23 protein-coding genes, 6 tRNA genes, 1 other RNA gene and 1 pseudogene are annotated in these 23,828 nt (G+C 43.0%); 17 read left to right on the top strand and 14 right to left on the bottom strand.

The window, feature by feature from the left end:
• Positions 1-114: 114 nt before the first annotated feature.
• Positions 115-1,389 carry a citrate synthase gene (gene gltA, locus ACY3FQ_RS04250; protein WP_004695551.1) on the top strand — a complete coding sequence of 425 codons (1,275 nt, stop codon included), beginning with the start codon at positions 115-117 and terminating at the stop codon, positions 1,387-1,389.
• Between the two features lie 148 nt (positions 1,390-1,537).
• Here gltA and ACY3FQ_RS04245 read toward each other — a convergent pair whose 3' ends face one another.
• From ACY3FQ_RS04245 to ACY3FQ_RS04230, 4 genes are all read right to left on the bottom strand, one after another.
• Positions 1,538-3,130 (bottom strand): flavin-containing monooxygenase, encoded by a 1,593-nt coding sequence (locus ACY3FQ_RS04245; RefSeq protein WP_279690542.1) that lies wholly within the window; start codon positions 3,128-3,130, stop codon positions 1,538-1,540.
• 18 nt (positions 3,131-3,148) lie between these two features.
• Complete coding sequence (locus tag ACY3FQ_RS04240) at positions 3,149-3,994, bottom strand: SDR family NAD(P)-dependent oxidoreductase (protein WP_279690540.1); 846 nt, start codon at positions 3,992-3,994, stop codon at positions 3,149-3,151.
• Between the two features lie 15 nt (positions 3,995-4,009).
• Positions 4,010-4,966: a metal-dependent hydrolase gene (locus ACY3FQ_RS04235; RefSeq protein ID WP_279690538.1), complete on the bottom strand. Its 957-nt coding sequence runs from the start codon at positions 4,964-4,966 to the stop codon at positions 4,010-4,012.
• Positions 4,967-5,149: 183 nt separating this feature from the next.
• Positions 5,150-5,641, bottom strand: a complete 492-nt coding sequence (locus ACY3FQ_RS04230) for a type IV secretion protein Rhs (protein WP_279690536.1) — start codon at positions 5,639-5,641, stop codon at positions 5,150-5,152.
• A 219-nt stretch (positions 5,642-5,860) separates the two neighbouring features.
• Here ACY3FQ_RS04230 and ACY3FQ_RS04225 point away from each other — a divergent pair, with 219 nt between their 5' ends.
• Positions 5,861-7,486, top strand: a complete 1,626-nt coding sequence (locus ACY3FQ_RS04225) for an NAD+ synthase (protein ID WP_279690534.1) — start codon at positions 5,861-5,863, stop codon at positions 7,484-7,486.
• A gap of 117 nt (positions 7,487-7,603) precedes the next feature.
• Here the strand turns inward: ACY3FQ_RS04225 and ACY3FQ_RS04220 are convergent.
• A tRNA-Met gene (locus ACY3FQ_RS04220) sits at positions 7,604-7,680 on the bottom strand.
• A 178-nt stretch (positions 7,681-7,858) separates the two neighbouring features.
• Between ACY3FQ_RS04220 and ACY3FQ_RS04215 the strand changes: the two genes are divergently transcribed.
• A complete protein-coding gene (locus ACY3FQ_RS04215; RefSeq protein WP_279690532.1) occupies positions 7,859-8,275 on the top strand; it encodes a hypothetical protein in 417 nt (138 codons plus the stop codon).
• Positions 8,276-8,436: 161 nt separating this feature from the next.
• Here the strand turns inward: ACY3FQ_RS04215 and ACY3FQ_RS04210 are convergent.
• The 4 genes from ACY3FQ_RS04210 to coaD all read right to left on the bottom strand — a co-directional run bounded on the left by ACY3FQ_RS04210 (position 8,437) and on the right by coaD (position 9,747).
• Positions 8,437-8,513: transfer RNA gene (locus tag ACY3FQ_RS04210), tRNA-Met, on the bottom strand.
• Positions 8,514-8,586: 73 nt separating this feature from the next.
• Positions 8,587-8,964: RNase P RNA component class A (gene rnpB, locus ACY3FQ_RS04205), an RNA gene on the bottom strand.
• 26 nt (positions 8,965-8,990) lie between these two features.
• Positions 8,991-9,254: a YfhL family 4Fe-4S dicluster ferredoxin gene (locus ACY3FQ_RS04200; protein WP_004695536.1), complete on the bottom strand. Its 264-nt coding sequence runs from the start codon at positions 9,252-9,254 to the stop codon at positions 8,991-8,993.
• Position 9,255: 1 nt separating this feature from the next.
• The gene (gene coaD, locus ACY3FQ_RS04195; RefSeq protein WP_279690530.1) at positions 9,256-9,747 is read right to left on the bottom strand and encodes a pantetheine-phosphate adenylyltransferase; all 492 of its coding nucleotides are present in this window, start codon (positions 9,745-9,747) and stop codon (positions 9,256-9,258) included.
• 141 nt (positions 9,748-9,888) lie between these two features.
• Here coaD and smpB point away from each other — a divergent pair, with 141 nt between their 5' ends.
• Positions 9,889-10,365 (top strand): SsrA-binding protein SmpB, encoded by a 477-nt coding sequence (smpB, locus tag ACY3FQ_RS04190; protein ID WP_004695532.1) that lies wholly within the window; start codon positions 9,889-9,891, stop codon positions 10,363-10,365.
• A gap of 42 nt (positions 10,366-10,407) precedes the next feature.
• Here smpB and ACY3FQ_RS04185 read toward each other — a convergent pair whose 3' ends face one another.
• From ACY3FQ_RS04185 to rluD, 3 genes are all read right to left on the bottom strand, one after another.
• Positions 10,408-10,974 (bottom strand): flavodoxin family protein, encoded by a 567-nt coding sequence (locus ACY3FQ_RS04185; RefSeq protein ID WP_004695530.1) that lies wholly within the window; start codon positions 10,972-10,974, stop codon positions 10,408-10,410.
• A gap of 106 nt (positions 10,975-11,080) precedes the next feature.
• Complete coding sequence (gene pgeF, locus ACY3FQ_RS04180; protein ID WP_279690528.1) at positions 11,081-11,821, bottom strand: peptidoglycan editing factor PgeF; 741 nt, start codon at positions 11,819-11,821, stop codon at positions 11,081-11,083.
• A 30-nt stretch (positions 11,822-11,851) separates the two neighbouring features.
• On the bottom strand, positions 11,852-12,904 hold the full coding sequence (gene rluD / locus ACY3FQ_RS04175; RefSeq protein ID WP_058870095.1) for a 23S rRNA pseudouridine(1911/1915/1917) synthase RluD: 1,053 nt from the start codon (positions 12,902-12,904) through the stop codon (positions 11,852-11,854).
• Between the two features lie 71 nt (positions 12,905-12,975).
• Between rluD and ACY3FQ_RS04170 the strand changes: the two genes are divergently transcribed.
• The gene (locus ACY3FQ_RS04170; protein ID WP_279690526.1) at positions 12,976-13,959 is read left to right on the top strand and encodes an outer membrane protein assembly factor BamD; all 984 of its coding nucleotides are present in this window, start codon (positions 12,976-12,978) and stop codon (positions 13,957-13,959) included.
• A gap of 191 nt (positions 13,960-14,150) precedes the next feature.
• Positions 14,151-16,046 (top strand): DNA primase, encoded by a 1,896-nt coding sequence (locus ACY3FQ_RS04165; RefSeq protein ID WP_279690524.1) that lies wholly within the window; start codon positions 14,151-14,153, stop codon positions 16,044-16,046.
• A 24-nt stretch (positions 16,047-16,070) separates the two neighbouring features.
• Here the strand turns inward: ACY3FQ_RS04165 and hemA are convergent, their stop codons facing one another.
• Positions 16,071-17,354 carry a glutamyl-tRNA reductase gene (gene hemA / locus ACY3FQ_RS04160; protein ID WP_279690522.1) on the bottom strand — a complete coding sequence of 428 codons (1,284 nt, stop codon included), beginning with the start codon at positions 17,352-17,354 and terminating at the stop codon, positions 16,071-16,073.
• A gap of 78 nt (positions 17,355-17,432) precedes the next feature.
• On the opposite strand from hemA, the gene ACY3FQ_RS04155 reads away from it, so the two are divergent.
• The 11 genes from ACY3FQ_RS04155 (at position 17,433) to panD (ending at position 23,521) form a co-directional block, all read left to right on the top strand.
• Entirely contained in the window at positions 17,433-19,142 is a 1,710-nt protein-coding gene (locus ACY3FQ_RS04155; RefSeq protein WP_201706640.1) for a tetratricopeptide repeat protein, read from the top strand.
• A 5-nt stretch (positions 19,143-19,147) separates the two neighbouring features.
• A complete protein-coding gene (gene lolB, locus ACY3FQ_RS04150; protein ID WP_004695517.1) occupies positions 19,148-19,729 on the top strand; it encodes a lipoprotein insertase outer membrane protein LolB in 582 nt (193 codons plus the stop codon).
• Between the two features lie 11 nt (positions 19,730-19,740).
• The gene (gene ispE, locus ACY3FQ_RS04145; RefSeq protein ID WP_279690520.1) at positions 19,741-20,571 is read left to right on the top strand and encodes a 4-(cytidine 5'-diphospho)-2-C-methyl-D-erythritol kinase; all 831 of its coding nucleotides are present in this window, start codon (positions 19,741-19,743) and stop codon (positions 20,569-20,571) included.
• A gap of 1 nt (position 20,572) precedes the next feature.
• Positions 20,573-20,647: transfer RNA gene (locus ACY3FQ_RS04140), tRNA-Gln, on the top strand.
• A gap of 28 nt (positions 20,648-20,675) precedes the next feature.
• A tRNA-Gln gene (locus ACY3FQ_RS04135) sits at positions 20,676-20,750 on the top strand.
• Between the two features lie 19 nt (positions 20,751-20,769).
• Positions 20,770-20,844 (top strand) — tRNA-Gln (locus tag ACY3FQ_RS04130).
• Positions 20,845-20,934: 90 nt separating this feature from the next.
• Positions 20,935-21,009: transfer RNA gene (locus tag ACY3FQ_RS04125), tRNA-Gln, on the top strand.
• Positions 21,010-21,045: 36 nt separating this feature from the next.
• Positions 21,046-21,999, top strand: a complete 954-nt coding sequence (locus ACY3FQ_RS04120; protein WP_004695513.1) for a ribose-phosphate pyrophosphokinase — start codon at positions 21,046-21,048, stop codon at positions 21,997-21,999.
• Positions 22,000-22,100: 101 nt separating this feature from the next.
• On the top strand, positions 22,101-22,397 hold the full coding sequence (rplY, locus tag ACY3FQ_RS04115; RefSeq protein ID WP_178904492.1) for a 50S ribosomal protein L25: 297 nt from the start codon (positions 22,101-22,103) through the stop codon (positions 22,395-22,397).
• Between the two features lie 18 nt (positions 22,398-22,415).
• Positions 22,416-22,997, top strand: coding sequence for an aminoacyl-tRNA hydrolase (gene pth, locus ACY3FQ_RS04110; protein WP_004695508.1), 582 nt, complete (start codon positions 22,416-22,418; stop codon positions 22,995-22,997).
• Positions 22,998-23,140: 143 nt separating this feature from the next.
• Positions 23,141-23,521, top strand: coding sequence for an aspartate 1-decarboxylase (panD, locus tag ACY3FQ_RS04105; protein WP_004695506.1), 381 nt, complete (start codon positions 23,141-23,143; stop codon positions 23,519-23,521).
• Between the two features lie 64 nt (positions 23,522-23,585).
• Here panD and ACY3FQ_RS04100 read toward each other — a convergent pair.
• Positions 23,586-23,828: pseudogene (locus tag ACY3FQ_RS04100) on the bottom strand (GDYXXLXY domain-containing protein); the annotation flags it as partial.

Genomic DNA, 23,828 nt, shown 5'->3' with positions numbered 1-23,828 from the left:
AAAATTTCAGCACTCTCTACTCTTAGAGCAAATTTTTAATCCGTCTGATTCGTGCATTAAAAGATGAGTATTTCGAGTCAGATAAATCATTCACCAGGACAGGAGATCTATTGAATGTCTGAAGCAACTGGCAAAAAAGCCGTTTTACAGCTTGATGGCAAAGAAATTGAATTACCAATTTACAGCGGCACATTGGGCCCAGATGTAATCGACGTTAAAGATGTATTGGCCGCAGGTCACTTCACTTTTGATCCTGGTTTTATGGCTACTGCTGCATGCGAGTCTAAAATCACTTTCATCGACGGTAACAAAGGTGTGCTTTTACACCGTGGCTACCCAATCGACCAATTAGCAACTAAAGCTGACTACTTAGAAACTTGCTACTTACTTCTCAATGGCGAGCTTCCAACAGCTGAACAAAAAGAAGTATTCGATGCTAAAGTTCGTAACCACACTATGGTTCACGATCAAGTTAGCCGTTTCTTCAATGGTTTCCGTCGCGATGCTCACCCTATGGCGATCATGGTTGGTGTAGTTGGTGCGCTTTCTGCGTTCTATCACAACAACTTAGACATCGAAAATGTTGATCACCGTGAAATTACAGCTATCCGCTTAATTGCTAAAGTACCTACTTTGGCTGCGTGGAGCTACAAGTACACTGTAGGTCAACCATTCGTTTACCCACGTAACGACTTAAGCTACGCTGAAAACTTCTTGTACATGATGTTTGCTACTCCAGCAGACCGTGATTACAAAGTAGATCCGATCCTTGCTAAAGCAATGGACCGTATTTTCACTCTTCACGCAGACCACGAACAAAATGCTTCTACGTCTACAGTACGTTTAGCTGGTTCTACTGGCGCGAACCCATATGCATGTATCGCTGCGGGTATCTCTGCACTTTGGGGCCCTGCTCACGGCGGCGCGAATGAAGCTGTTCTTAAGATGCTTGATGAAATCGGCACTGTAGAGAACGTTGCTGACTTCATGGAAAAAGTGAAAACTAAAGAAGTTAAACTCATGGGCTTCGGTCACCGTGTGTACAAAAACTTCGATCCACGTGCGAAAGTAATGAAAGAAACTTGTGACGAAGTTCTTGGTGCGCTTGGCATCAACGATCCACAGCTTGCTCTTGCTATGGAACTTGAACGTATCGCGCTTTCTGATGAATACTTCATCAAACGTAACCTATACCCGAACGTAGACTTCTACTCAGGTATCATCCTTAAAGCGATTGGTATCCCGACAGAAATGTTTACAGTGATCTTCGCGCTTGCACGTACTGTTGGTTGGATCAGCCACTGGTTAGAAATGCACAGCGGTCCATACAAGATCGGTCGTCCTCGTCAGCTTTACACTGGCGAAGTTCAACGCGACATCAACCGTTAATTCGGTCTGCGTTGATAGACAAAAAACCACCCGCATGGGTGGTTTTTTTATATATTGAACTCTAAACCTACCATTCATGAATCACACCCTTAAACTATTAAAAGGCCTGAACAGACTCAGGCTTTTTTTAATACTTAATGTGGCTACTTTAAGCTTCAACAACATCGTAGTGTTTTAGCTCAAGCGCAGATAAACGTTGCTTTAACTCAGCCAAGGACCACGGCCAAGACGCGAAGTTACGGCCATTTTGATCTAAATAATAGCTTGAGCAACCACCTCGGTTAAATACGGTGGTTTTCAAATGGGTTTGTACCTTGGCATTGTGATAACGCAGAACATCTCGTTTCACCACCATACGTTTAAAGCCTTGCTGCTTCATTTTTAGTAGACCATCTACAATGTACTGAATCTGAGCTTCAGCAATGCCAATAAAAGAGTCATAGACCAAGATATTTGGGCCCAATACCAAAAATGCATTCGGCACATTTTCCAAACTTGTACCCAAGTACGCTTCTGGCGAACTATCCTTCCAAAGGTCGGCCAATCGCTCACCTTGAGCATTCCATACACGTTGGCCAATTGGAGGATGTGCCACTTCAAAACCAGTTCCCCAGATAATGACATCGACCTCAAATCGCTCCCCATTTGCCGCAATGACACTCTGCTCATCAATCTCGACCAAACCTTGTGGCAACAACGTGACATTGTCTTGTTGCAGTGCTGGATAATAATTATTGGCAAATAAAAGTCGCTTACAGCCGATCGAAAAGTTAGGCGTTACGGCTTTACGTAAGGAGTCATCCTGTATTTGTAATTTTAATAATTGACGGCTTAAAATATTGACTGGTTCAAGCAGTGACGGGTGACGAAGCCCAAAGTTGATCCCATTTAAAATACTGGAAACACTCTTCCTCCAGCCTTGCTGAATCATCGGGAATCTGGCCACCAGCGACTTTACTGTGGCATTGAGCTGCATATCCGCTTTGGGCAAAACCCACGGTGCAGTCCGCTGAAATACGATCAACTCTTTCGCCAATGGCTGAATTTGTGGAATAAACTGAATCGCTGATGCGCCAGTTCCAATCACTGCGACCCGCTTTCCAGTTAAGTCATAATCATGTTTCCAACGGGCTGAATGGAACATCTCTCCTTTAAATTCTTCTATTCCTTTAATGTTAGGTAAGGATGGTTCTGTAATCGGCCCTGTGCTAAAGATCACGGTTCGTGCTTGATATGCCCCTTGAGAAGTTTCGAGTTGCCAAATATTCGTCTCATCATTCCACTTGGCACTGAGCAACTCATGCTGAAAGCGGATTTTGTCTTGCAATTCAAACTGCTCAACCACCTGTTCCAAGTAACTTAAAATTTCAGGTTGTTTCGCAAATAAATGGCTCCATTGATGACTAGGTGCAAAGGAAAATGAATACAACGCCGAAGGTACATCACAGCCACAGCCAGGGTAATTATTATCACGCCACGTACCACCAACTCTCTCTGCCTTTTCTAAAACCAGATAGTCCTGATAGCCCACTTGTTTCATTTTATAAGCCGCAGCAATGCCCGAAATCCCAGCCCCGACAACAATGGTATCGTAAGTATGTACGGCTTTAGGACGAAGCACAGCCTTTTTACGGGTCTGCTTAGGTTGAGCTTCCGTACTTTTCGGCGTCGTGGTTTGATCTTGCATTTGATCAGATGGCGCTTGCACATCTGCTTGTTCTATCTCTAATTGCGTTTCCATATTCATTTTTCTCTATTCTTATTTTGTGAGTTGATTAAACAGTGGATAACCCAAACCCAAAAGCTTGACGTATAAGCTTGGTGATGCACGCTTCATCCACCAAAACAATTTGGCATCAGGTTGTGGAATGGTATAAAGCTTGCCTGCATCTAAGCGATTTAATGTTTTCTTAACCACAGCATCACTGGTTGTAAACGCATGGTTCATCAGCAGTTTGTCAGCCAGTCCAGAATAGCGACTTGGCAAACGCCCATTCTTCATAATATTGGTCGGCACCAAGGTCGGGCACAGCACATTGACTGCAATGTTATAAGCATGAAGTTCTGAAGCTAGTGTTTCTGATAGTGCCAAAACACTAGACTTGGTCACGTTATACGCTGTCATCTCAGGGGCTGCGGTATAGCCCGCAGCCGATGCCACATTGATAATGGCACCAAAACCTTGCTGTTTAAATTTGGGTACAAAGTAGTGGCAACCATGAATCACCCCCCACAGGTTGACATGCATACACCACTGCCAATCCTCCAGCGACACCTCATCAAACTTACCACCTAGCCCAACTCCGGCATTATTGATGAGCAAGGTGACAGGATGTCCCAAAAGCTGTTCTGCTTGCTCCGCCAAAGCATGTACAGATTCTTTTAATCCAACATCACAATGCACCGCATAGGCTGACGTAGATGTCATCGACTGAATCAAATCTACCGTCTCCTGTGCCGAGCTTAAATCAATATCTGCACAGATGACATCACCACCGCGCTTTGCCAGTTCCAGTGCAAAGCTACGGCCAATTCCACTGCCTGCACCCGTTACAACTGCGTAGGCCTTTTGACTTGGTTTATTTTTTTTACTCAACAGCCCCATGTCATAACCTCCTTTTTATGATTTAAGTACTGGAGTAAATTCTTTGGTGAAATAGGGGGTTAATACTCCTGTTTCAGGGTGTAGTAAACGCTCTTTGTAATAATCTAAAAATGCAGAAGTGTCATAGTCATTCGGGTGAAAGCTCGGACGTAAATAGTCAAAAATATGCATCCAACTACTGCCATAAACACCTCGTTTCAGCCCAAACAAGAGGCTGAAACTGCGCGGCACATCCTTCCAATAACTGAGACTCACCAAATTAGACGGTTTGCGATAAAACGGGACAAAAACTGACGCCACGGAAATCAGCAGCAAAATGGTGATAAGAGCTGGGAAAAAACCCGCAATACGTAAGGCATAGTTATTGGAAAGTGATTGAAACACATCATATGCAATGTCTTTATGCTCAGATTCCTCTAGCATGTGCCACATCCAAATCGCCCGTTGCTTTTCGTCTTGAGAATCGAAAAAAATCTCTTCATGGTTCATCATGTATTCAGACAGCACTGCGGTAAAATGTTCAATGCCTGCCATCAAAGACAATTTCATCGGCTGTGGTAAACGGTTAAAACCGTAGTCAAAAACGATTTCGGCTAAATAACGAAAAATGCCAACGCGTAAATCAACCTGTTTAAAAGTATCGTTCAATTCTTCATGTAGCTTTGAATGCAGTGCCTCCTGTCCAATTAAAGAAGTCACACGTTGTTTTAATACAGGGTCTGAGAGGAAATCGCGGTGATAACGGGCGGTATCAATCACCAAATCTTCACCATAGGTCAGAAAGATCGAGAGTGATGCAAAGTAAGCACTCGCTAGCTCCGCATTTAAGTAAAATTTAGGATCAATTTTCTCAGCATCAAAGTCAAATTTCATATGCCGAATCGGAATAATCGCAGACTGTTTTTCAGCATCGAATACGGGTCCTGCAAAAATTTGGCTGGCTTTGCCTTTCAATGGAAGAGCGATACGCATAGGACATTCCTTCTTATTTTTAGCTCATTTTTTAGGCTCAATCTCACGATTTTCACCATCTCTTTGCATTCAAAATAAGAGGCCGCTTCCCCTATGCCACTGGCATTTTTCTTCAAATGATTTGCAATTTATGACTTTAAAATCTGCTGTCTAACAATCACTCCGCAGATTTATCTATCGGGGTCAGAACGAGGCTTTGTGTGCCACAAAGGGAATACACTGTTCATAGGCTGAGCACTCTTCGCCATAGTGTTTTTTGAGAAAATAATCTTGCACCATTTGCGCCTGCTGTTCGATGCCATAGCTTAAAAACTGCTTCCCTTGTTTTAATGCATAGCGGTATTGACGGTTAAAAAGTGCCTTACGGACTACAGCGAGTCCCTGCTGAATTTGCCAAACATGCGTTAGCTCATGAATCAACCAAGCTTGTTGCTGAATCGGTTGGTCGGCAAAGTTTTCGCACCAGTCTTTGATATTAAAATAGACATGTCCATTGGGGCTAATCGCATAATGAGGCAACACTGCCCGATGCGCGATAATTCGAACAGAATCCATGTTTAGACTGTTCCCAAAAATACTGCTGGCGAGCTTTTTCTCCGCTTCAGTCAAGGGCCGATTTTTAAGTTCAAACTTTTGCTGTATTTTTTGTAAAAGCGGTTGAAACCACACAATCACACTCCATTAAAGACATTAGAATAATTTGTTCTTTTTAAGGACATTTACGGATTTTTTTTAGAATATCCCTTAAAAAAAATCGCATTTCGTATATAGTATTCGCACTTATTATTGATTAATACTTCTATTTGTTTATCGTCACTTACACCACGTAGAACTTATAGCTATAACAAACTCAATCGTCGTGTATATCCCTATAGGTATAGGATTTAGTTGGAAATGAAAAGTTTTAAAATTGCACTTGCACAGTTCTCTCCGCACATTGGCAACCTTGAAGCAAATGCCAAAAAAATGTTGGAGCAGGCCAATGAAGCAAAAAAACAAAATGCTGATTTAATTATTTTTCCAGAACTTTCGAGCATTGGTTACCCAGCAGAAGATTTACTTCTACGTCCTAGCCTAACCAAACGCACGCAACAAGTTTTTGAACAACTTAAAACAGTAAAAGACATTGTGATGGTCTTTGGTTTTGTCAATCAAACTGAAGACAGTCAACGCTACAACGCCGCTGCGGTCATGAAAGATGGACAAGTTTTGGGTGTGTATAACAAACAAAACTTGCCAAACTATAGCGTGTTTGATGAAAAGCGCTACTTCACCGAAGGGCATCAACACCTTGTTTTTGAATATCTGGGGCATAAGTTTGGTGTGTTGATTTGTGAAGATGTTTGGTCACTATCAACGGTACAACAACTAGCACAGCTCAATGTAGAAACTGCTTTGGTCTTAAATGCTTCACCATATGAAGTCGGTAAGCCGCAGCACCGTGTTGAAACCATGTCTGCATTGGCGAAACAAATGAACCTCAACTTGGTTTATGCCAACCAAGTCGGCGGTCAAGACGACCTGATCTTTGATGGTACAAGCTTCGTGATTGCCAAAAATGGTTCGATTGTACTTCAAGCAGAAAGCTTTAAAGAGTCTCTGTATTTCGCTGAATACGAAGCAGAACAACAAGCCTTTAAGGCCAATGCGCTGCCGCCTGCTTTAGACACTATGGCAGAGATTTATCAAAGCTTAGTGATGGCGACCCGTGACTATGTACAACGCTCAGGTTTCCCTGGGGTGATTTTGGGTTTATCAGGCGGGATCGACTCAGCTCTAACTCTTGCAATTGCAGCTGATGCCATTGGCGCCGACAAAGTCCAAGCCGTAATGATGCCATATACCTATACCGCTCAAATCAGTGTAGAAGATGCTGCTGAACAAGCGAAGAGTATGGGGGTGACTTTTGGGATTGCTGAAATCAACCCGATTGTGAACAGCATTATGCAAACGCTTTATCCGTTCTTTGGCAACAGCCCTGCGGATGCAACTGAAGAAAACTTACAAGCACGTGCCCGCGGTACACTGCTGATGGGTTTATCCAACAAATTTGGTAATTTAGTCCTCTCTACAGGCAATAAATCAGAATTGGCGGTGGGCTACTGCACGCTCTATGGTGACATGGTGGGTGGTTTTGCAGTACTGAAAGATGTGTATAAAACCATTGTGTTTGAACTTGCGAAATACCGTAACAGCATTTCAGACAAGCCAGTGATTCCTGAGCGTGTGATTACTCGCCCACCTTCAGCAGAGCTACGTCCAGATCAAAAAGACCAAGACTCTTTACCGCCATATGATGTACTGGATGCCATTTTGTATGCCTATATCGAAGAAGATATGAGCCAAGATGACATCATTGGCAAAGGCTTTGATGCTGAAGTAGTTGCAAAAGTAATTCGTTTGGTTGATTTCAATGAATACAAACGTCGCCAAGGTGCAATTGGTCCGCGTATCAGCTCACGTGCATTTAGCCGTGAACGTCGCTACCCAATCATGAATGGCTGGAAAGCTGGCGTATAGGCACCTTCTCCAATAAAAAAGCCCAAACAGATGTTTGGGCTTTTTTATATCGACATATTCAAGTCTATTTTTTACGCACAAAAAAAGAGACCAAGCTGAGAGCTTGGTCTTTTAAAATGGTGGCTATGACGAGACTTGAACTTGTGACCCCCGCATTATGAGTGCGGTGCTCTAACCAACTGAGCTACATAGCCGTAAACTGTGCGCGCATTATGCAAAGTTCAAAGACAAGCGTCAACCCTTTTTACACACAAGTGGTTATTCAATATACAAACACACTTTAAACTATCAATTTTTCAGCAACCCACTCTTTTTAAACTTATTTTCATACTGCAAGCTATATTCAAGTTATGCATATTTACGAGAAAGATAATGAAAAAGAGAGTCTGTTTTTTCTTCATCCTGAGTACTACAGCATTGAGCAGTTGTCAGCTGATTTCCCCCATGATCACCGACTATAACGGTGTACGGCGTGATGTAGCGACCTATATCAACTCCAACCTATTATTTAGCCTAAAAGATCGAGAGATATTGGTCAACTATGCCAAAGGACAACAAAAAATCCTGACCGTAGATCGCTTAAGCCCGACAGCACAGCAAAACTTGGCTTTAGAAAGAGCCGAAGGACGCTACTGTGCAAGTCAGCACATATCTTTAAAAAAACTCAATTTAGTCGATCATCAAATCTTTACATTGCCCGAACATCAAGCCAATTGGCAACACATTCAAAACTTACAGATGCAGATCAATTTAACGCCTGAAAACATTAACTGCGAGGGGAAGTTCTAAAAAGATCATAAATGTCAGCAGCCATAGCTTTGGTTTAAATATCGAAATAACGGTACATTGAACCACAAGGCCATTTCAGAAATGGCAAGTAAATAAAGACAGTTTCACAGCCTTTCTTTCCCACAAAAAAAAGATCATGCTGAGAGCATGATCTATAAAAATGGTGGCTATGACGAGACTTGAACTTGTGACCCCCGCATTATGAGTGCGGTGCTCTAACCAACTGAGCTACATAGCCGTAAACTGTGCGCGCATTATGTGGTTTTCTCACCAGTACGTCAAGTACCTTGCGCGCTTAATTGATCAAAATTTGTTGAAGTGAGCCGATAAGCCGGGTTCTGTCGAGAACGATCATTCCTCTAGGCGTACAATCACTCATACGCTCAAGCGACCTACCCGGATCCAGCATGGGCCATGCCTAAAGGATCCCTATTTGGTCTTGCTTCCGGTGGGGTTTACCATGCCATGAACTGTTACCAGCCATGCGGTGCGCTCTTACCGCACCCTTTCACCCTTACCTTCGATTTCGATTGCTCGAAACCACAATGAAGGCGGTCTACTCTCTGCTGCACTTTCCGTCGGCTCACGCCGCCCAGGCGTTACCTGGCACCTTGCCCTATGAAGCCCGGACTTTCCTCCCCTGCTTCAATCACGGAGATCTCCACAGCAGCGATCGTCTGGCTCACTTCGAGGCGCATAGTATCAAATCTTAGACTTAATTGCTTGCGCTTTTTTGAGCAATCAGCTTTTTATATTTATCCATGAGCTCATCCTCAGTTTCCGCATGATTAGGATCCAGCGGAATACAGTCCACTGGACAGAACAATTGACACTGGGGTTTATCATAATGTCCGATACACTCTGTGCATAAGTCTGGATTGATTTCATAAATCAATTCCCCCATGAAAATGGCTTCATTGGGGCACACAGGTTCACAAACATCACAATTGATGCATTCATCGGTTATATATAAAGACACGCTACCAACCTTGTTGATGTTTATGTTCAAAAGCAGCGACTACAGCTTGCGGTACAAACTTTGTCACATCACCTTTTAAACGTGCTATTTCACGAATCAACGTCGATGAAATAAATGAATACTGCTCTGACGGCGTTAAAAATACTGCCTCAAAGTGTGAATCAAGTTGACGGTTCATATTGGCTAACTGGAACTCGTATTCAAAGTCAGACACTGCACGCAATCCTCGCAGTACAGCCGTTGCTTTTTGTTCACGGAAGAAATTCACCAACAAACCATCAAAACCTACAAACTCAACATTATCAAGATGGCTTAATGATGCTTTGGCCAAGCTCACACGCTCTTCTAAACTAAAGAGAGGGTTTTTATGATGACCAATGGCAATGGCTACCACCACTTCATCAAACATACGTGATGCACGTGTAACCAAATCAATATGACCATTGGTAATTGGATCAAAAGTCCCCGGGTAAATGACGCGAGTTTTAGACATCCATTTTTACTCTGTTGATTTTGTAGAGCCACATTTTAGCAAAAACTTGTTTTATAGGTGAAGAAACTCCATAAATTTGAAAAAACTTCACCTTAACCCTGCTTTAAGGCACAATAGGTACATTGTTGGAAGTAATTGATTATGGCGAAAGCAACTGTAGTTAAAAAAAATACCAGCGGGACGATTGCACAGAATAAACGCGCACGTCACGACTATTTTATTGAAGAAAAATTTGAAGCTGGCCTGTCACTGCAAGGCTGGGAAGTGAAATCATTACGTGCAGGTCGTATGACGCTGTCTGAGAGTTATATCACCTTTAAAAATGGTGAAGCTTTCCTGTTCGGTGCTCAAATTCAGCCTTTACTCAGTGCATCTACGCACATTGTTCCTGAAGCGACCCGTACCCGTAAGTTACTGTTGAACCGTCGTGAACTTGATAAGCTACTCGGCGCAGTGAATCAAAAAGGTTATTCGTGTGTTCCGCTTGTTGCTTATTGGAAAGGACCACGTGCGAAATTAGAAATCGCTTTAGTGAAAGGCAAACAGCTACATGACAAACGTGCCACGGAAAAAGACCGTGACTGGCAACGTGATAAAGCCCGCATTATGCATAAATAATAAAAAAACCTCCCATGTGGAGGTTTTTTATTATTAGAACTGTTAATAGTCAGCTTTTAGCTCGACCAAATACTTTCCGAACTTTCGAGCAGTTTCCAAGTCACCTTCGGGTGGGGTTATTTCAATACTCGCGTTGTCTGACTGAGTCATCAAACCTAAAAAGCTCGACATCCGATTAATATCGTGTTGGCTACGTCCCGTCGGCATAAATGGTAAACCAGCCCACAACATACCATGCTGCATAGCAAATAAATTAATCTGCTGTAATACCGCCAGTTTATCGCCACTTAAGCCCCCACCATTGGTAAAGCCTGCAGCCAGTTTTCCTTGCCAAGCCCGTGCTAACCAACGCTTAGAGGAATCTTCCATAAACTGCTTAAGCGCTGCTGTAAGACTGCCCATATACGTTGGGCAACCCATCACAATAATATCGGCCTGATCTAACAAGTCCCACTGCACTGCAGCAACAGAAATTAAATGCACATCAGCACCCGCCTGCTCTGCACCTTGTGCAATATACTGAGCGACTTTCGCCGTATGACCATAGGCGCTATGATAAACCACACACACATGAACAGGTGTAGCAGAAACAAGATCAGGTACAGACATGGAAATTTTTAAGACCAATGAATTGAGTTAAGTTTAACACTTCCACTCGCTGAGTGGGGAGTAAGTACAAGGATTAAAACAGCCAAGCACTTCATCAAAAGCCAAACTATTGCATAAACACAAAGGTCGCCATACGCCCAGTTTTGGCATGACGGCGATACGAAAAATATTCATTCGACTGGCTAAAGGAACACTGATCACCGCCAGAGACTACTTCAACCCCGTGCTGTTTTAGAATGAATTTTGCGATTGCATATAAGTCAGCATAATACTTTCCAGCTTGCTCACCTGTTTGAAATGCAGACTCAAGCTCAGCATACTTTGAACAAAAGGCTTCTTTTACTTCCGCCCCAATTTCAAAACAAGGTTGGCTAATAGCCGCACCCAACCAAGCCCATGTCGGCTGAGTGTTCATACTGGCAATGGTATTTTCAATAATGCCATGCGCCAACCCACGCCAACCTGCATGCAAATTGGCCACTTCAGTTCCATCTGCATTGCCTAAAACCACTGGCAAACAATCGGCTGTCATCATCATCAGGGCATGGTTTGTACGCTGCGTCACCAAACCATCCCCTTCTTGAGCATCAAAGTCAATTTGCTCATTCACTACACGGCAAATGGTGCTGTGAGTTTGCGTCATCCATGTGATTTTATCGACCCCATAGCCCGCAAACTCTTCGAGCAAGATCATGCGATGCTGTTGCACACGTGTGGCATCATCCTGTACATGCAAAGCCAAATTAAAGCCTTGTAATTCAGTTTGAGTGGTCTCTAAAGCACGATCATGATGTACACGGGTTTGCCCCACAAAAACACCTGCCGGAAGTCCTTGAACAAATTGCATATACTGTCCTTATGATGATTCATCTATAACTTAATAGGCTTTGTTTTCCGTACGAAGTACATCAACCAAGGTCGCCAAGTCTGCTGGCCACGGCGCTTTAAACAACATTTCTTCACCTGTACGTGGGTGTTTCAAACCGAGCTCTGCTGCATGCAAGGCTTGGCGTCTGAAACCACGTAAAGTCTCATCTAAAAGCTCCGATGCACCTGCGGGCACGCGCACACGCGGCATATACACAGGATCGCCAACTAAACCAAAACCAATATAACTAAAATGCACACGAATCTGATGCGTACGTCCAGTTTCAAGACGCGCTTGGATACGGGTGAAATGTTGGAAACGTTCTTTCACGTTGTAGTGTGTTACAGCATCTTTACCGCCCGGCAATACCGCCATTTTGACACGGTCTACAGGGTGACGTTTAATCGGTTCATCCACCGTGCCGCCCGCAATCACATTGCCATACACAATCAGGTCATAAACACGGTAAACCGTTTTTTTCGCCAATTGCTTACTCAGTGAAAATTGCGCTTCTAAATTTTTCGCAACGACCAACAAGCCAGAAGTATCTTTATCAATACGATGTACCAAACCCGCACGGGTCAGTTCTGCCGATTTTGGATAGTGATGCAATAATGCATTTACCAACGTACCCGATGAATTGCCCGCACCTGGGTGAACCACCATCCCAACAGGTTTATTAACGACAATAATGTCATCATCTTCATAGACAATATCCAGCAGAATGTCTTCAGGCAGACTACGAGTTTGGGCTTCTAACTCAACTTCAAGGGTTAACAGTTCAAATCCTTCACATTTATATTTGGGTTTGACACTGTTACCATTTACCAACAAATGGCCTTCTTTTAGCCACTGTTTGAGTTTTTCACGCGAAAAGTCGCTCCAAATCGTTGCTGCAACTTGGTCTATACGTTGTCCGAGATAAGTTTCATCCAATTGAAATTGCAACGATAAACGTGTTGCAGTAGAGCTTGAAGTATGGTTATCTGCATCCTCAGAATCTTCAAGTAAATTGAAATCGGTTTCAGGGAAATTTGGATCGGAAGATTGTGCTTGAGCCATTTGATCATTCAAATAAAAGTGATTTAATAGCGCAATTGTAGCTCATTGCCCGTATTAACAGAGGAATTTTTATGTCGCTACCACATTATAAAATGACAATGCTTGCTCTAACGATTGGCATTGCATCTGCAATGGTAGGCTGTAGCAGCAATCCCAAGAAAGAAGTGGTAGATACCGGTCCACAATCGAGTGAACAGGTTTATATTCAAAAAGCAGAAAAAGCACTGCAAAGTGGTCAATATACCGACGCTGCAAAACACTTAGAAGCATTAGATACCTATTACCCTACAGGTGAATATGCACAACAAGCTCAACTTGAGCTGCTCTATGTGAAATTTCAGCAGAAAGATTATGAAGGTGCGATTGCACTGGCTGATCGTTTCATTCGTTTGAACCCTCAGCATCCAAACGTGGACTATGCCTACTATGCACGTGGTGTAGCCAATATGGAACAAAACTATGATGGTTTGATTCGTTATACTTCTTTAAAGCAATCACATCGCGATGTGAGCTATCTTAAAGTGGCGTATCAAAACTTCGTAGACTTTATTCGTCGTTACCCTTCAAGCACTTATGCTGTAGATGCCGCACAACGCATGAAGTTTATCAGCAATGAGTTAGCTGAAAGCGAAATGAATGCAGCACGTTTTAATATCAAACGTAAAGCATGGGTCGCAGCACTAGAGCGTGCGCAATGGGTGATTGAACATTATCCACAAAGCCCTCAAGTGCCTGAAGCTTTAGCAACTGTTGCTTATTCGTATGACCAATTGGGCGACAAGCAAACTGCGCAACAATATACCGATGTCTTGAAACTAAATTATCCAAATTTAGTGAAATCGAATGGTGAAGTGAACTTACGTGCTGCACGTAAAGAAGCAAGTTGGGTCAACCGTGCGACTTTAGGTGTGTTTGGTCGTGAAGAACAAAACAGTTCTGAAGAAAAAATCGAGCAACCCAAACAAACAACCGAGCGCAGCTTTACCAACCGTATCAGTTTCGGTTTACTTGATCGTCCTGAAACACAGCAAAACATCAATACTGAAACCGAATAATTCCTCTGAAATATTCGCTATTTTAGAAAGGGCAAGTTATCATACTTGCCCTTTTGTTTTGTGCGATTTCCGCTTGATCAAAACGCCTAAACGGTATACAAAACAATCTAGATTCGATGGTTTTTTGCATTTTACAACCTCCATCTCTGCTTCTTTTCACGGTTCAAAACATCAGCGACTGACGATTCGACATGGCTATTCCTCAACACACCATTGACCAAATTTTAGATCGGACCGACATTGTCGACCTGATTGGTCAACGTGTGAAACTTAAAAAGTCAGGTCGTACCTATTCAGGCTGTTGTCCATTCCATCAAGAGAAATCACCGTCTTTTCACGTATATCGTGACAAACAGTATTTTCACTGTTTTGGTTGTCAGGCCAATGGTAATGCCATTCGTTTTTTAATGGACATCGACAGTCGTAGCTTTATTGATGTGATGAAGGATTTGTCGAGCCAAACAGGCATCGAACTTCCAAAAGACAACCGTGACTCGAAAAAACTGGTGTATAAGCGCGAAGCTAAACCTGCCCAAAAACCACAGGTCGATGTCGCAGAAGCCAAGAAAACCGAGCCAGCTCCAGCACAACCTGAGTTTCAGATTGAGCATGATCCTTTTGCTGAATTTCAGTCCATGGACTACCAAGAGGGTTACGCTGATTTTGATACTTTCGAAGGCTTCAACACCGCCCCCGTTCAGGAAGGCAACTTATACGACCTGTTAGAAAATATTGCGCAATACTATGAGCAACAACTACCGCATAGTCGCGCTGCTCAGCAGTACTTTAAACAGCGCGGGCTCAGTCGAGATACCATTGCATATTGGCGTTTAGGTTATGCACCTGAGGACTGGCAACACCTAGAAAAAGCCTTCCCACAAGATATCGAAGGCTTAAAGCTACTCGGATTGATTCGCACTAGCGACAACGGTCGTGACTTTGACTTACTGCGGGATCGCGTCATATTTCCGATTCGTGATGCCAAAGGTCGCGTGGTGGGCTTCGGTGGTCGTGCTCTCAATGACGAAATTAAGCCCAAATACATCAACTCACCAGACTCTGAGGTATTTCATAAAAACCAATTACTTTATGGTTTATATGAAGGCCGTAAACAAAAAGCCCAAGACTGGCTGATGGTCGAAGGTTATATGGATGTGATTGCGCTACAGCAGTATGGCATAGCAGGTGCCGTAGCGACCTTAGGAACTGCCAGTAACACCGAACACTTAAATATTCTGTTTAAACAAAACAACCGGATTACCATTGCCTTCGATGGTGACGTGGCTGGACAAAAAGCGGCACGCCGTACTTTAGAAATTGCGCTCCCCTTACTCAATGATGGTCGCGAGCTGAAGTTTTTTGTTTTACCAAATGACCATGACCCTGACTCACTGATTCGTCGCGAAGGTATTGAAAACTTTAATAAGCTGCTTCAACAGGCCCCACTGCTGTCAGACTTTGTTTTTGCTCATCTGACGCAGAACCATGACATCAGCAGCCCTGAAGGTAAAAGTCAGGTCATGAGTGAGTTACGTCAACTGACGGACTTATTGCCCAAAACAGGCTCTTTCCGTTATTTGCTAAATCAATCATTCAAAGAAAAACTCGGTTTTGGTCGTCGCTGGACACCTCAAGTCAGCAACGATGCCTCGCTGTCTTTTAATATTCGTACCAAAGACGAAGACTTCGCCCTCGCCGTTCTGATCCATCATCCGTTTTTGTATATTCACTTTGAAACCTTGCGCGCCTATCTACCTGAAGATGAACTTTTGGGACATGTGCTACAAGTCTTAGACAGCATCTTTGATGATTTGCCCGACGACCAAGAACTGGCGACTTATTATGTGCTGGGTGCGTGTAGCCGTTATGCCAACGCGATTGCCGATATTATGCAGCGTACCAATATTGAAGAATTAACTAAAACACCAGAACTGGCGGATAAACTGGCCAGTGAGTATGCCCTTTCGCTTGAAGAAAAATATTTAAAACTTAAACTTAAAGCCCCAAATTCATTAATTGAGACACGAAATTTAAAACATAAACTCTTTGAACTGACCAAAAAAATAGGCTTAAGACTGATTACTTAAACCTATTGCATTTTTTATCTGGGTTTACTTTTTAGTTTTACGACGTTTGTTAAAAGTCTCATTTAAACATGTTTGCATTTGTTCAAAATGACTTGGATCTTCTGATTTGGCTGCTTCACGCAGCATAATCGAGGTCGGATGTAATAACTTCTGCGTCAATCGATGTGCAAACTCTTGCATCACCTGTTCCGCCTGTTCTCCTTTTACAATTCGTGCCAATGCCAGTTCTAGTTCTTCTTGTCTTAACTGTTCACCTTGCTGACGGTAAGCATGAATGGTTTCACCCGCTAGATTGACCTTTTGCTGGGTCACCAACTCCGTTGCTAGTTGGTTAACCATCACCTCTGCTTCAACCGCCGCTTGACGACGTTGAGCAAGATTTTCATCAATCACCGACTGTAAGTCATCTACGCCATATAAATAGACGCCATCCAAACTTTCCACTTTCGGGTCGATATCACGCGGAACAGCCAAATCGACCATCAACATTTGTTGATAACGACGCTTTTTTAAGGCAGCTTTTACATCTGGATAATGAATCACCTGATGTAAACTACCGGTACAACTGGAAATGACATCTGCACGCGCTAAGTTATTGGCCAACTGATCAAATTCAATGATTTCAACATCTACACGATGGGCTATTTCTTGAGCCAAAGTTTCAGCCCGTTCACGTGTACGGTTACAAATGAGGATTTTTGCGACTCCCATTTCAGCCAAATGCTTCGCCACTAAGCTATTCATTTCGCCCGCAGCGACCACCATGACTGTCAACTTTTCAGGCTTACTAAACACTTGTAATGCCAACTGAGCCACCGCGTAGCCCATCGATACAGCATGACTACCCACAGCCGTTTCAGAGCGGACGCGTTTCGCCGCATAGAAAGCATATTCAAAAATTCGGTTTAAATGAGGAGAAACAGTATGAGCCGTCTTCGCTAGAGATAGTGCAGATTTAACCTGCCCCAAAATTTGCGGTTCACCAAGCATGAGTGAATCTAAACCGCTTGCAACACGCATTAAGTGAGTGACAGCCTGCGCATTTTCATAACGGTATACATGATTCAACAATTGTTTAACATCTATGCCATTTGCTTGGGCGAGCCAGTTCAATACCATATCTGAGTTTTCAGACATGGCATACACTTCTGTTCTGTTACACGTAGACACCACCACCATTTCATTTAAGTCTTGGTTTTGGCCTTGTTGCTCAAGCAGTTGCGTTAACTTTTCAGGGTTAAATGCAATTTGCTCACGCAATTCTACGGAGGCGGTTTGATGGTTGACACCCAATGCAAAGAAAGACATATCAGATCATCATTTCGCTAAATTTATGCTATTGTGCAATAACGGTGTCATAAAAAGCATTACTTGGATCAAGAAAAATTGCGTCAAACACATTGCCGACTGAGCGGCGCGAGAATTAAGCAATATTCTACCACATTCTTACTCGTCGGTAGCATGGCATCTAGTGCTCATCTTAGAGCAGCTGGAGATTTTTCGCTATCTAATTATGATGCAATTCAACAAAGTATGATTGCCGAATTTGCACTGGCTTATCAAGACAGCGCGACTGCCCTGCATAACTATACTGTGTTGGCGATTAAAAGTAATTCCACCACCATTAAACAGCGCGCTTTAAATATTGCCCTTGAACAAAATGACTTACGTGCCGCACTCGACATTGCGACGCATTGGGTGGTGCAAGAACCCACTGACGTTCCTGCATTATTCTATCTATCCCACATTGCACTGAAAGCGCATGAATATGAGCTTGCTGCTGAAACATTAGACAAAATTCTCAATATCGACGCAAATGCCGATTTGGAACAAATTTTTGCAGGAATTGCCCCTGAAGAACCTGAAGATCAAGAAATTCTCATTCAAGCGTTACGTTCGAGTAAGGAGCGGAACAATCCCTCTATTTTGGCGTTGATTGCAGGTTTAGAGGCGCAAAATGGTCAGCTTGAACAAGCCCTGACCACCATTAATAAAGCCCTAAAAAAGCGTGGAAAAGTCACAGGCTACATCCTGATGAAGGCCAACTTACTCAGCGCACTCGGTCAAGAGGAAGAAACCCGTAATTGGTATGCGAAATCGAGTCGTAAACACCGCGACAATGTCGATATCCGTTTAGCAGAAGCCAAATATCTGATTAAAATTAATGCGTCGAATGAGGCCTTAACCAAGCTTGAGAGCCTGATTAAAAAATGGCCTAACCAAGAAGAAGCCTTGTTTATTGCGGGGTTAACCAGTATTGATTTAAAGAAGTACGAAAAAGCTGAAAAATATCTGGTTGAACTACGTAATTCGGCCGAATATCAAAATGAAGCCTATTACTATCTAGCAGTGAATGCTGAACGAAAACAGCATTTTGAAACAGCCAAGGCCTACTACCGTCTAGTCGATGGTAGTCTGTATACCGTATCGCGTCGTAGCCTCATCAGTATCTATACTCAGCAAAACAAACCCAATGATGCTTTACGCTTCTTAACCCAAGAACGGGTGAACTACCCACAACATGCAAGCTTCTTGTATCAGGCACAAGCCGATATTTTAAAGCGCATGAATAACAAAGCCGCAGCCATGCGACTGTTAGATGAGGCAATTAAAAACTTACCGGATGATCCTGAACTGATCTATTCTGAAGTGCTAATGTTGGATCCACATACGGATAAAGACAAACTTGAAAAGTTGCTCAATCAACTGTTAAGTATTGAACCCAATAGCCCAACCTATCTCAATGCTTATGCTTACACTTTAGCCTTGCAAAACAGACGCTTAGATGATGCGCGTAGATTTGTTGAACATGCTTTAGAATATGCTCCTGAGCAAGCCTCCATCTTAGATACCTTAGGCTTTATTTGTTACTTACAAAATGACTTTAGCACTTCAGCCAAAGTCTTAGAAAAAGCCTACCTCATCAGTGGTAGTGTCAACATTGGCGTGCGTTATGCGCGTTCAGTCTATATGCTCGGTGATCTGCAAAAATTCTCCACTGTGTTACAACAACTCAAACAAAAACACCCAAATGATCCTCAATTGGATCAACTCAATACTTTATTGTTACCCCAACAACTGAAAAAGAGTTCATAGTTTTTATGCGTATTTTCTCAAATCTGAGCTTAAGCTTACTTGCTGCAAGTAGCTTGGCACTAACAGGCTGTCAACAATTTACCAAACCTCAGCTTGACCCAAACACTATACAAACCGAATCTGATCAACACTTTAGCTTACAGGGTAAAATTGGGGTGCGTACGCCTGAACAGACAGGTAGTGCTTTTTTCACATGGGTACAACAGCAACAAGAGTTTGATATTGAGCTCAGTGGAATTTTAGGCGTTGGTAAAACGCAAATTACTGGTCGACCAGGTGAAGTTAGCCTGAATAGTGCTAAAACTGGCCTCATCCAAGCTGAAACGCCTGAAGAACTTTTAAAAACAGCAACAGGTTGGCAGGCGCCCATCACCCATTTAGTCAATTGGGTTCAAGCCAAACCAGCAACAGTTCAAGCACAAATCCAACGTGACAGTGCCAAACGCGCAGTACAGATCATTGAAGATGGTTGGAGCGTTGAGCTGAGCTATAACGAACAAGCCCATATGCCAAATCGGTTGATTTTAAAACAAGCACTTGAAAATGGTGCAGAAAACCGTATTACAATGGTCATTCAAAACCGCTAGTTTATCTCGTTATGATCCGTGTCCCTGCCCCATCAAAACTGAATTTGTTTTTACACATTACGGGTCGTCGTGAAAACGGCTACCATGAATTGCAAAGTATTTTCCAGTTGATCGATCTATGTGATTGGTTGGAATTTGAGCCTCGTACGGATCAAGAGATTCATATTGAAGGCTTAAACAGTGTCGATTTGACTCAAAATTTGATTTATAAAGCGACGCAGATACTTAAACCGTATGCACAAAGAGCTACCGGTTTATTCATTCGTCTTGAAAAAAATATTCCGATGGGTGCAGGCTTAGGTGGCGGTTCATCGGATGCCGCGACGACATTAATCGTGGTCAATCAACTGTGGCAGTGCGGGCTAAATATTCAGCAACTAGCAGACTTGGGTGTTCAGTTAGGAGCAGACGTTCCCATCTTTATCCATGGTCGCAATGCATGGGCTGAAGGCATAGGTGAGCACTTAACATTCATAGACTTAGATCAAAAACAATACATTGTGTTAAAACCTGATTGTTTTATCAGCACTCAATTGCTTTTTTCACAAAAAACATTGACAAGAAACACGAAGAGCTCTAAATTTTGCGCCTATCAGTTAAAGCCATCTGATTTTGGAAATAATTTTGAGCCTTTGGCAAGAAGTTTATATCCAGAAGTAGATGAAGCGATGCAATATCTCGACCAGTTCGGTGTTGCAAAACTTACAGGTACAGGTGCTTGTGTTTTTACTGAAGTAACGAGTGATATGAACATTGATGATGTTCTTGCAAATGCACCATGTAAAGCTTACTTGGTCAATAGCTTGAATGAATCACCAACAAGACATATCCACGTTACCTGATAGGGGTATCGCCAAGTGGTAAGGCACCGGTTTTTGATATCGGCATCCGTTGGTTCGAATCCAGCTACCCCTGCCATTTTATTTCACCTGTAGATGACTGTACTAGGGGTATCGCCAAGTGGTAAGGCACCGGTTTTTGATATCGGCATTCGTTGGTTCGAATCCAGCTACCCCTGCCATTTTACAGTAATCAAATTTAGGGGTATCGCCAAGTGGTAAGGCACCGGTTTTTGATATCGGCATCCGTTGGTTCGAATCCAGCTACCCCTGCCATTTTCCAAAAAAGACAGAACAACACTTTGCTGTTCTACTGTTAATTTACCTTGACAGAATGACGCAAAAATATTAAAGTTCTGCCGCATTAGGGGTATCGCCAAGTGGTAAGGCACCGGTTTTTGATATCGGCATCCGTTGGTTCGAATCCAGCTACCCCTGCCATCTAATTCCTAAATTGCCAACCGCCAAGGGTGCTTCATGCCCAATCTTGTCGTTTTTAGTGGATCTGCACATCCACAATTCGCCCAAAAAGTCGTAAGCCACTTGCACATCCCTTTAGGTGCTGCATCTATTGGTCAATTTTCTGACGGTGAAATTGCTGTCGAAATTACTGAAAATGTTCGTGGTAAAGACGTATTTATCGTACAACCTACTTGTGCCCCAACGAATGATAACCTGATGGAAATCCTCGTTATGGCTGATGCTTTGCGTCGTGCAAGTGCTGGTCGTATTACCGCAGTGATTCCTTATTTCGGTTATGCGCGTCAAGACCGTCGTCCTCGTTCATCACGTGTTCCAATTACTGCAAAAGTTGTCGCAGATATGCTGACAACTGTAGGAATTGACCGTGTGGTAATGATCGACCTTCACGCTGACCAAATCCAAGGTTTCTTCGATATCCCTGTAGACAACATCTACGGTACACCAGCGCTTTTAGCTGACCTTCGTCAACAATCACATGATAACCTCATGGTGGTTTCTCCTGACGTTGGCGGTGTCGTTCGTGCACGTGCTGTTGCTAAGCAAATGGGCGATATTGACCTTGCTATCATCGACAAACGTCGTCAAAAGGCAAACGAATCACAAGTCATGCACTTGATTGGTGATGTTAAAGGCCGTGACTGCGTGATCGTAGATGACATGGTGGATACTGCAGGTACGTTATGTAAAGCTGCTGATGCATTGAAAACATTTGGTGCGCGCAAAGTGGTTGCTTATGCAACTCACCCTGTTTTATCAGGTAAAGCTATCGAAAACTTGAAAAACTCTGTGATTGATGAATTGGTTGTTACAGACACCATTCCACTTTCTGAAGAAGCTCAAGCTCTTGGTAAGATTCGCCAAGTTTCAGTTGCGAGTATGGTTGCTGAAACAATTCGTCGTATTAACAACGAAGAATCTATTAGCGCAATGTTTGATTCTTATCTATAATATAGCGCTGAATTTTAAAAGCCCTGCCCAGTGCAGGGCTTTGTCTCACTAGGTCGGTCGCAGATCTAGTTTATTTAAAACTTAAATTAAGGATGTCTATCATGGCAAACTTCGTATTAAACGCTCAAGCGCGTGAAGCAGCTAACCAAGGGAAAGGTGCGAGCCGCCGCCTTCGTCACGCTGCTCAAGTTCCAGCTATCATCTACGGTGGTGCTGCTGAACCTGTAGCTGTTACTTTAGAACTTCGTGAGCTTGTTAAAGCTTTAGAAAACAACGCTTTCTTCGAAGAAGTTGTTGAAATCAAAGTTGGCGACAAAGTTGAAAACGTTAAAATCAAAGCGTTACAACGTCACCCAGCTAAAAACACGCCTATGCACGCTGACTTCGTTCGCGCATAAGTGTTATTGGTGTAATTAGTGTCAAATATTTCACTGATTGTTGGTTTGGGCAACCCAGGTTCTGAGTATGCCCAAACCCGCCATAATGCAGGCTTTTGGTTTGTTGAACGCCTTGCAGAACAATATGGCATTACGCTTAAAAAAGACCCAAAATTCAATGGAATGAGTGGGCGTGGTAATATCGAAGGTCAAGACGTCCGTCTGCTATTACCCACAACCTTTATGAACCTTGTTGGTAAAAGTGTTGTTCCCTTCGCAAAATTCTACAATATTGCTCCAGAAGCAATACTGATTGCTCACGATGAACTGGATATGAACCCTGGTGTCATTCGCCTAAAAACAGGTGGTGGTCATGGTGGTCATAATGGTTTACGTGACATAGTTCCTCATATCGGTCCAAACTTCCATCGCTTACGCATTGGTATTGGTCACCCCGGTTCAAAAGAACGTGTTTCAGGACATGTCTTAAGCAAAGCACCAAGCAATGAACAAAATTTAATGGATGACGCAATCCATCACGCATTGGCTCGCACTAAAATGCTGGTGAATGGTGAGATTCAGCCTGCCATGAATCAAATCAATGCTTACAAACCAAACTGATTAGTCAAAAAAATGTTGAACCATGCTGCTTGCCATACTGTCATTTTAAAGGCAAAATGCGCTTGCCTGATTGCTTATCCAGCAAGTTCAGATTGATTCAACCATAAGATAACGATCTTAGGTCCACTCAGGAGACGCTAGCCATGCTATCTCGTTTATTAAAAGCAAAAATCCACCGTTGTGTTGTTACCCAAGCTGAACTTCATTATGAAGGTTCATGTGCAATCGATGGTCTTTTATTGGATTTAGCCGGTATCCGCGAATATGAAGAAATTCACATGTGGAACGTGACTAATGGTAAGCGTTTCAGTACCTATGCAATTCGTGGCGAAGAAGGTTCTGGCATCATTTCAGTCAATGGCGGTGCAGCACATCAAGCCGATGTAGGCGATTTAATGATTATTGCTACCTTTGGTGATTTTACAGAAGCTGAAGCAAATGCACATAAACCACGTTTAGTTTATGCAAATCCAGATAACACTGTAAGTCACATGGCAAACTGCATTCCAGTACAAGTAGCTTAAGCCCAATAGATTAAAAAAATCCGCTGCGTGCGGATTTTTTTATGAGCAGAATAATGCAATTGGATCAATTCTGAGTAGCACGAAACCCGCTCAACCAATCTCGTTTGCTCTCGCAGCCTAAATCTTGTAGCTGATCACCTTTCAATGCCGTGAGTATCGCATTGCCCTGCTCATCGACTTTAAACTCAGCATATTCTGCCTGCTGATAACAATCCGCTAAACCTTCTGCAAACAAAAAACTTCTCGACGCAGGATAAAGCCCGCTATAGCGATTATTCGGGTTTTGTAAAATCAGTCGAGCTGTACG

This window comes from Acinetobacter sp. AB03 (assembly GCF_058107045.1).
This window is presented reverse-complemented; position numbering and strand designations above follow the sequence as displayed.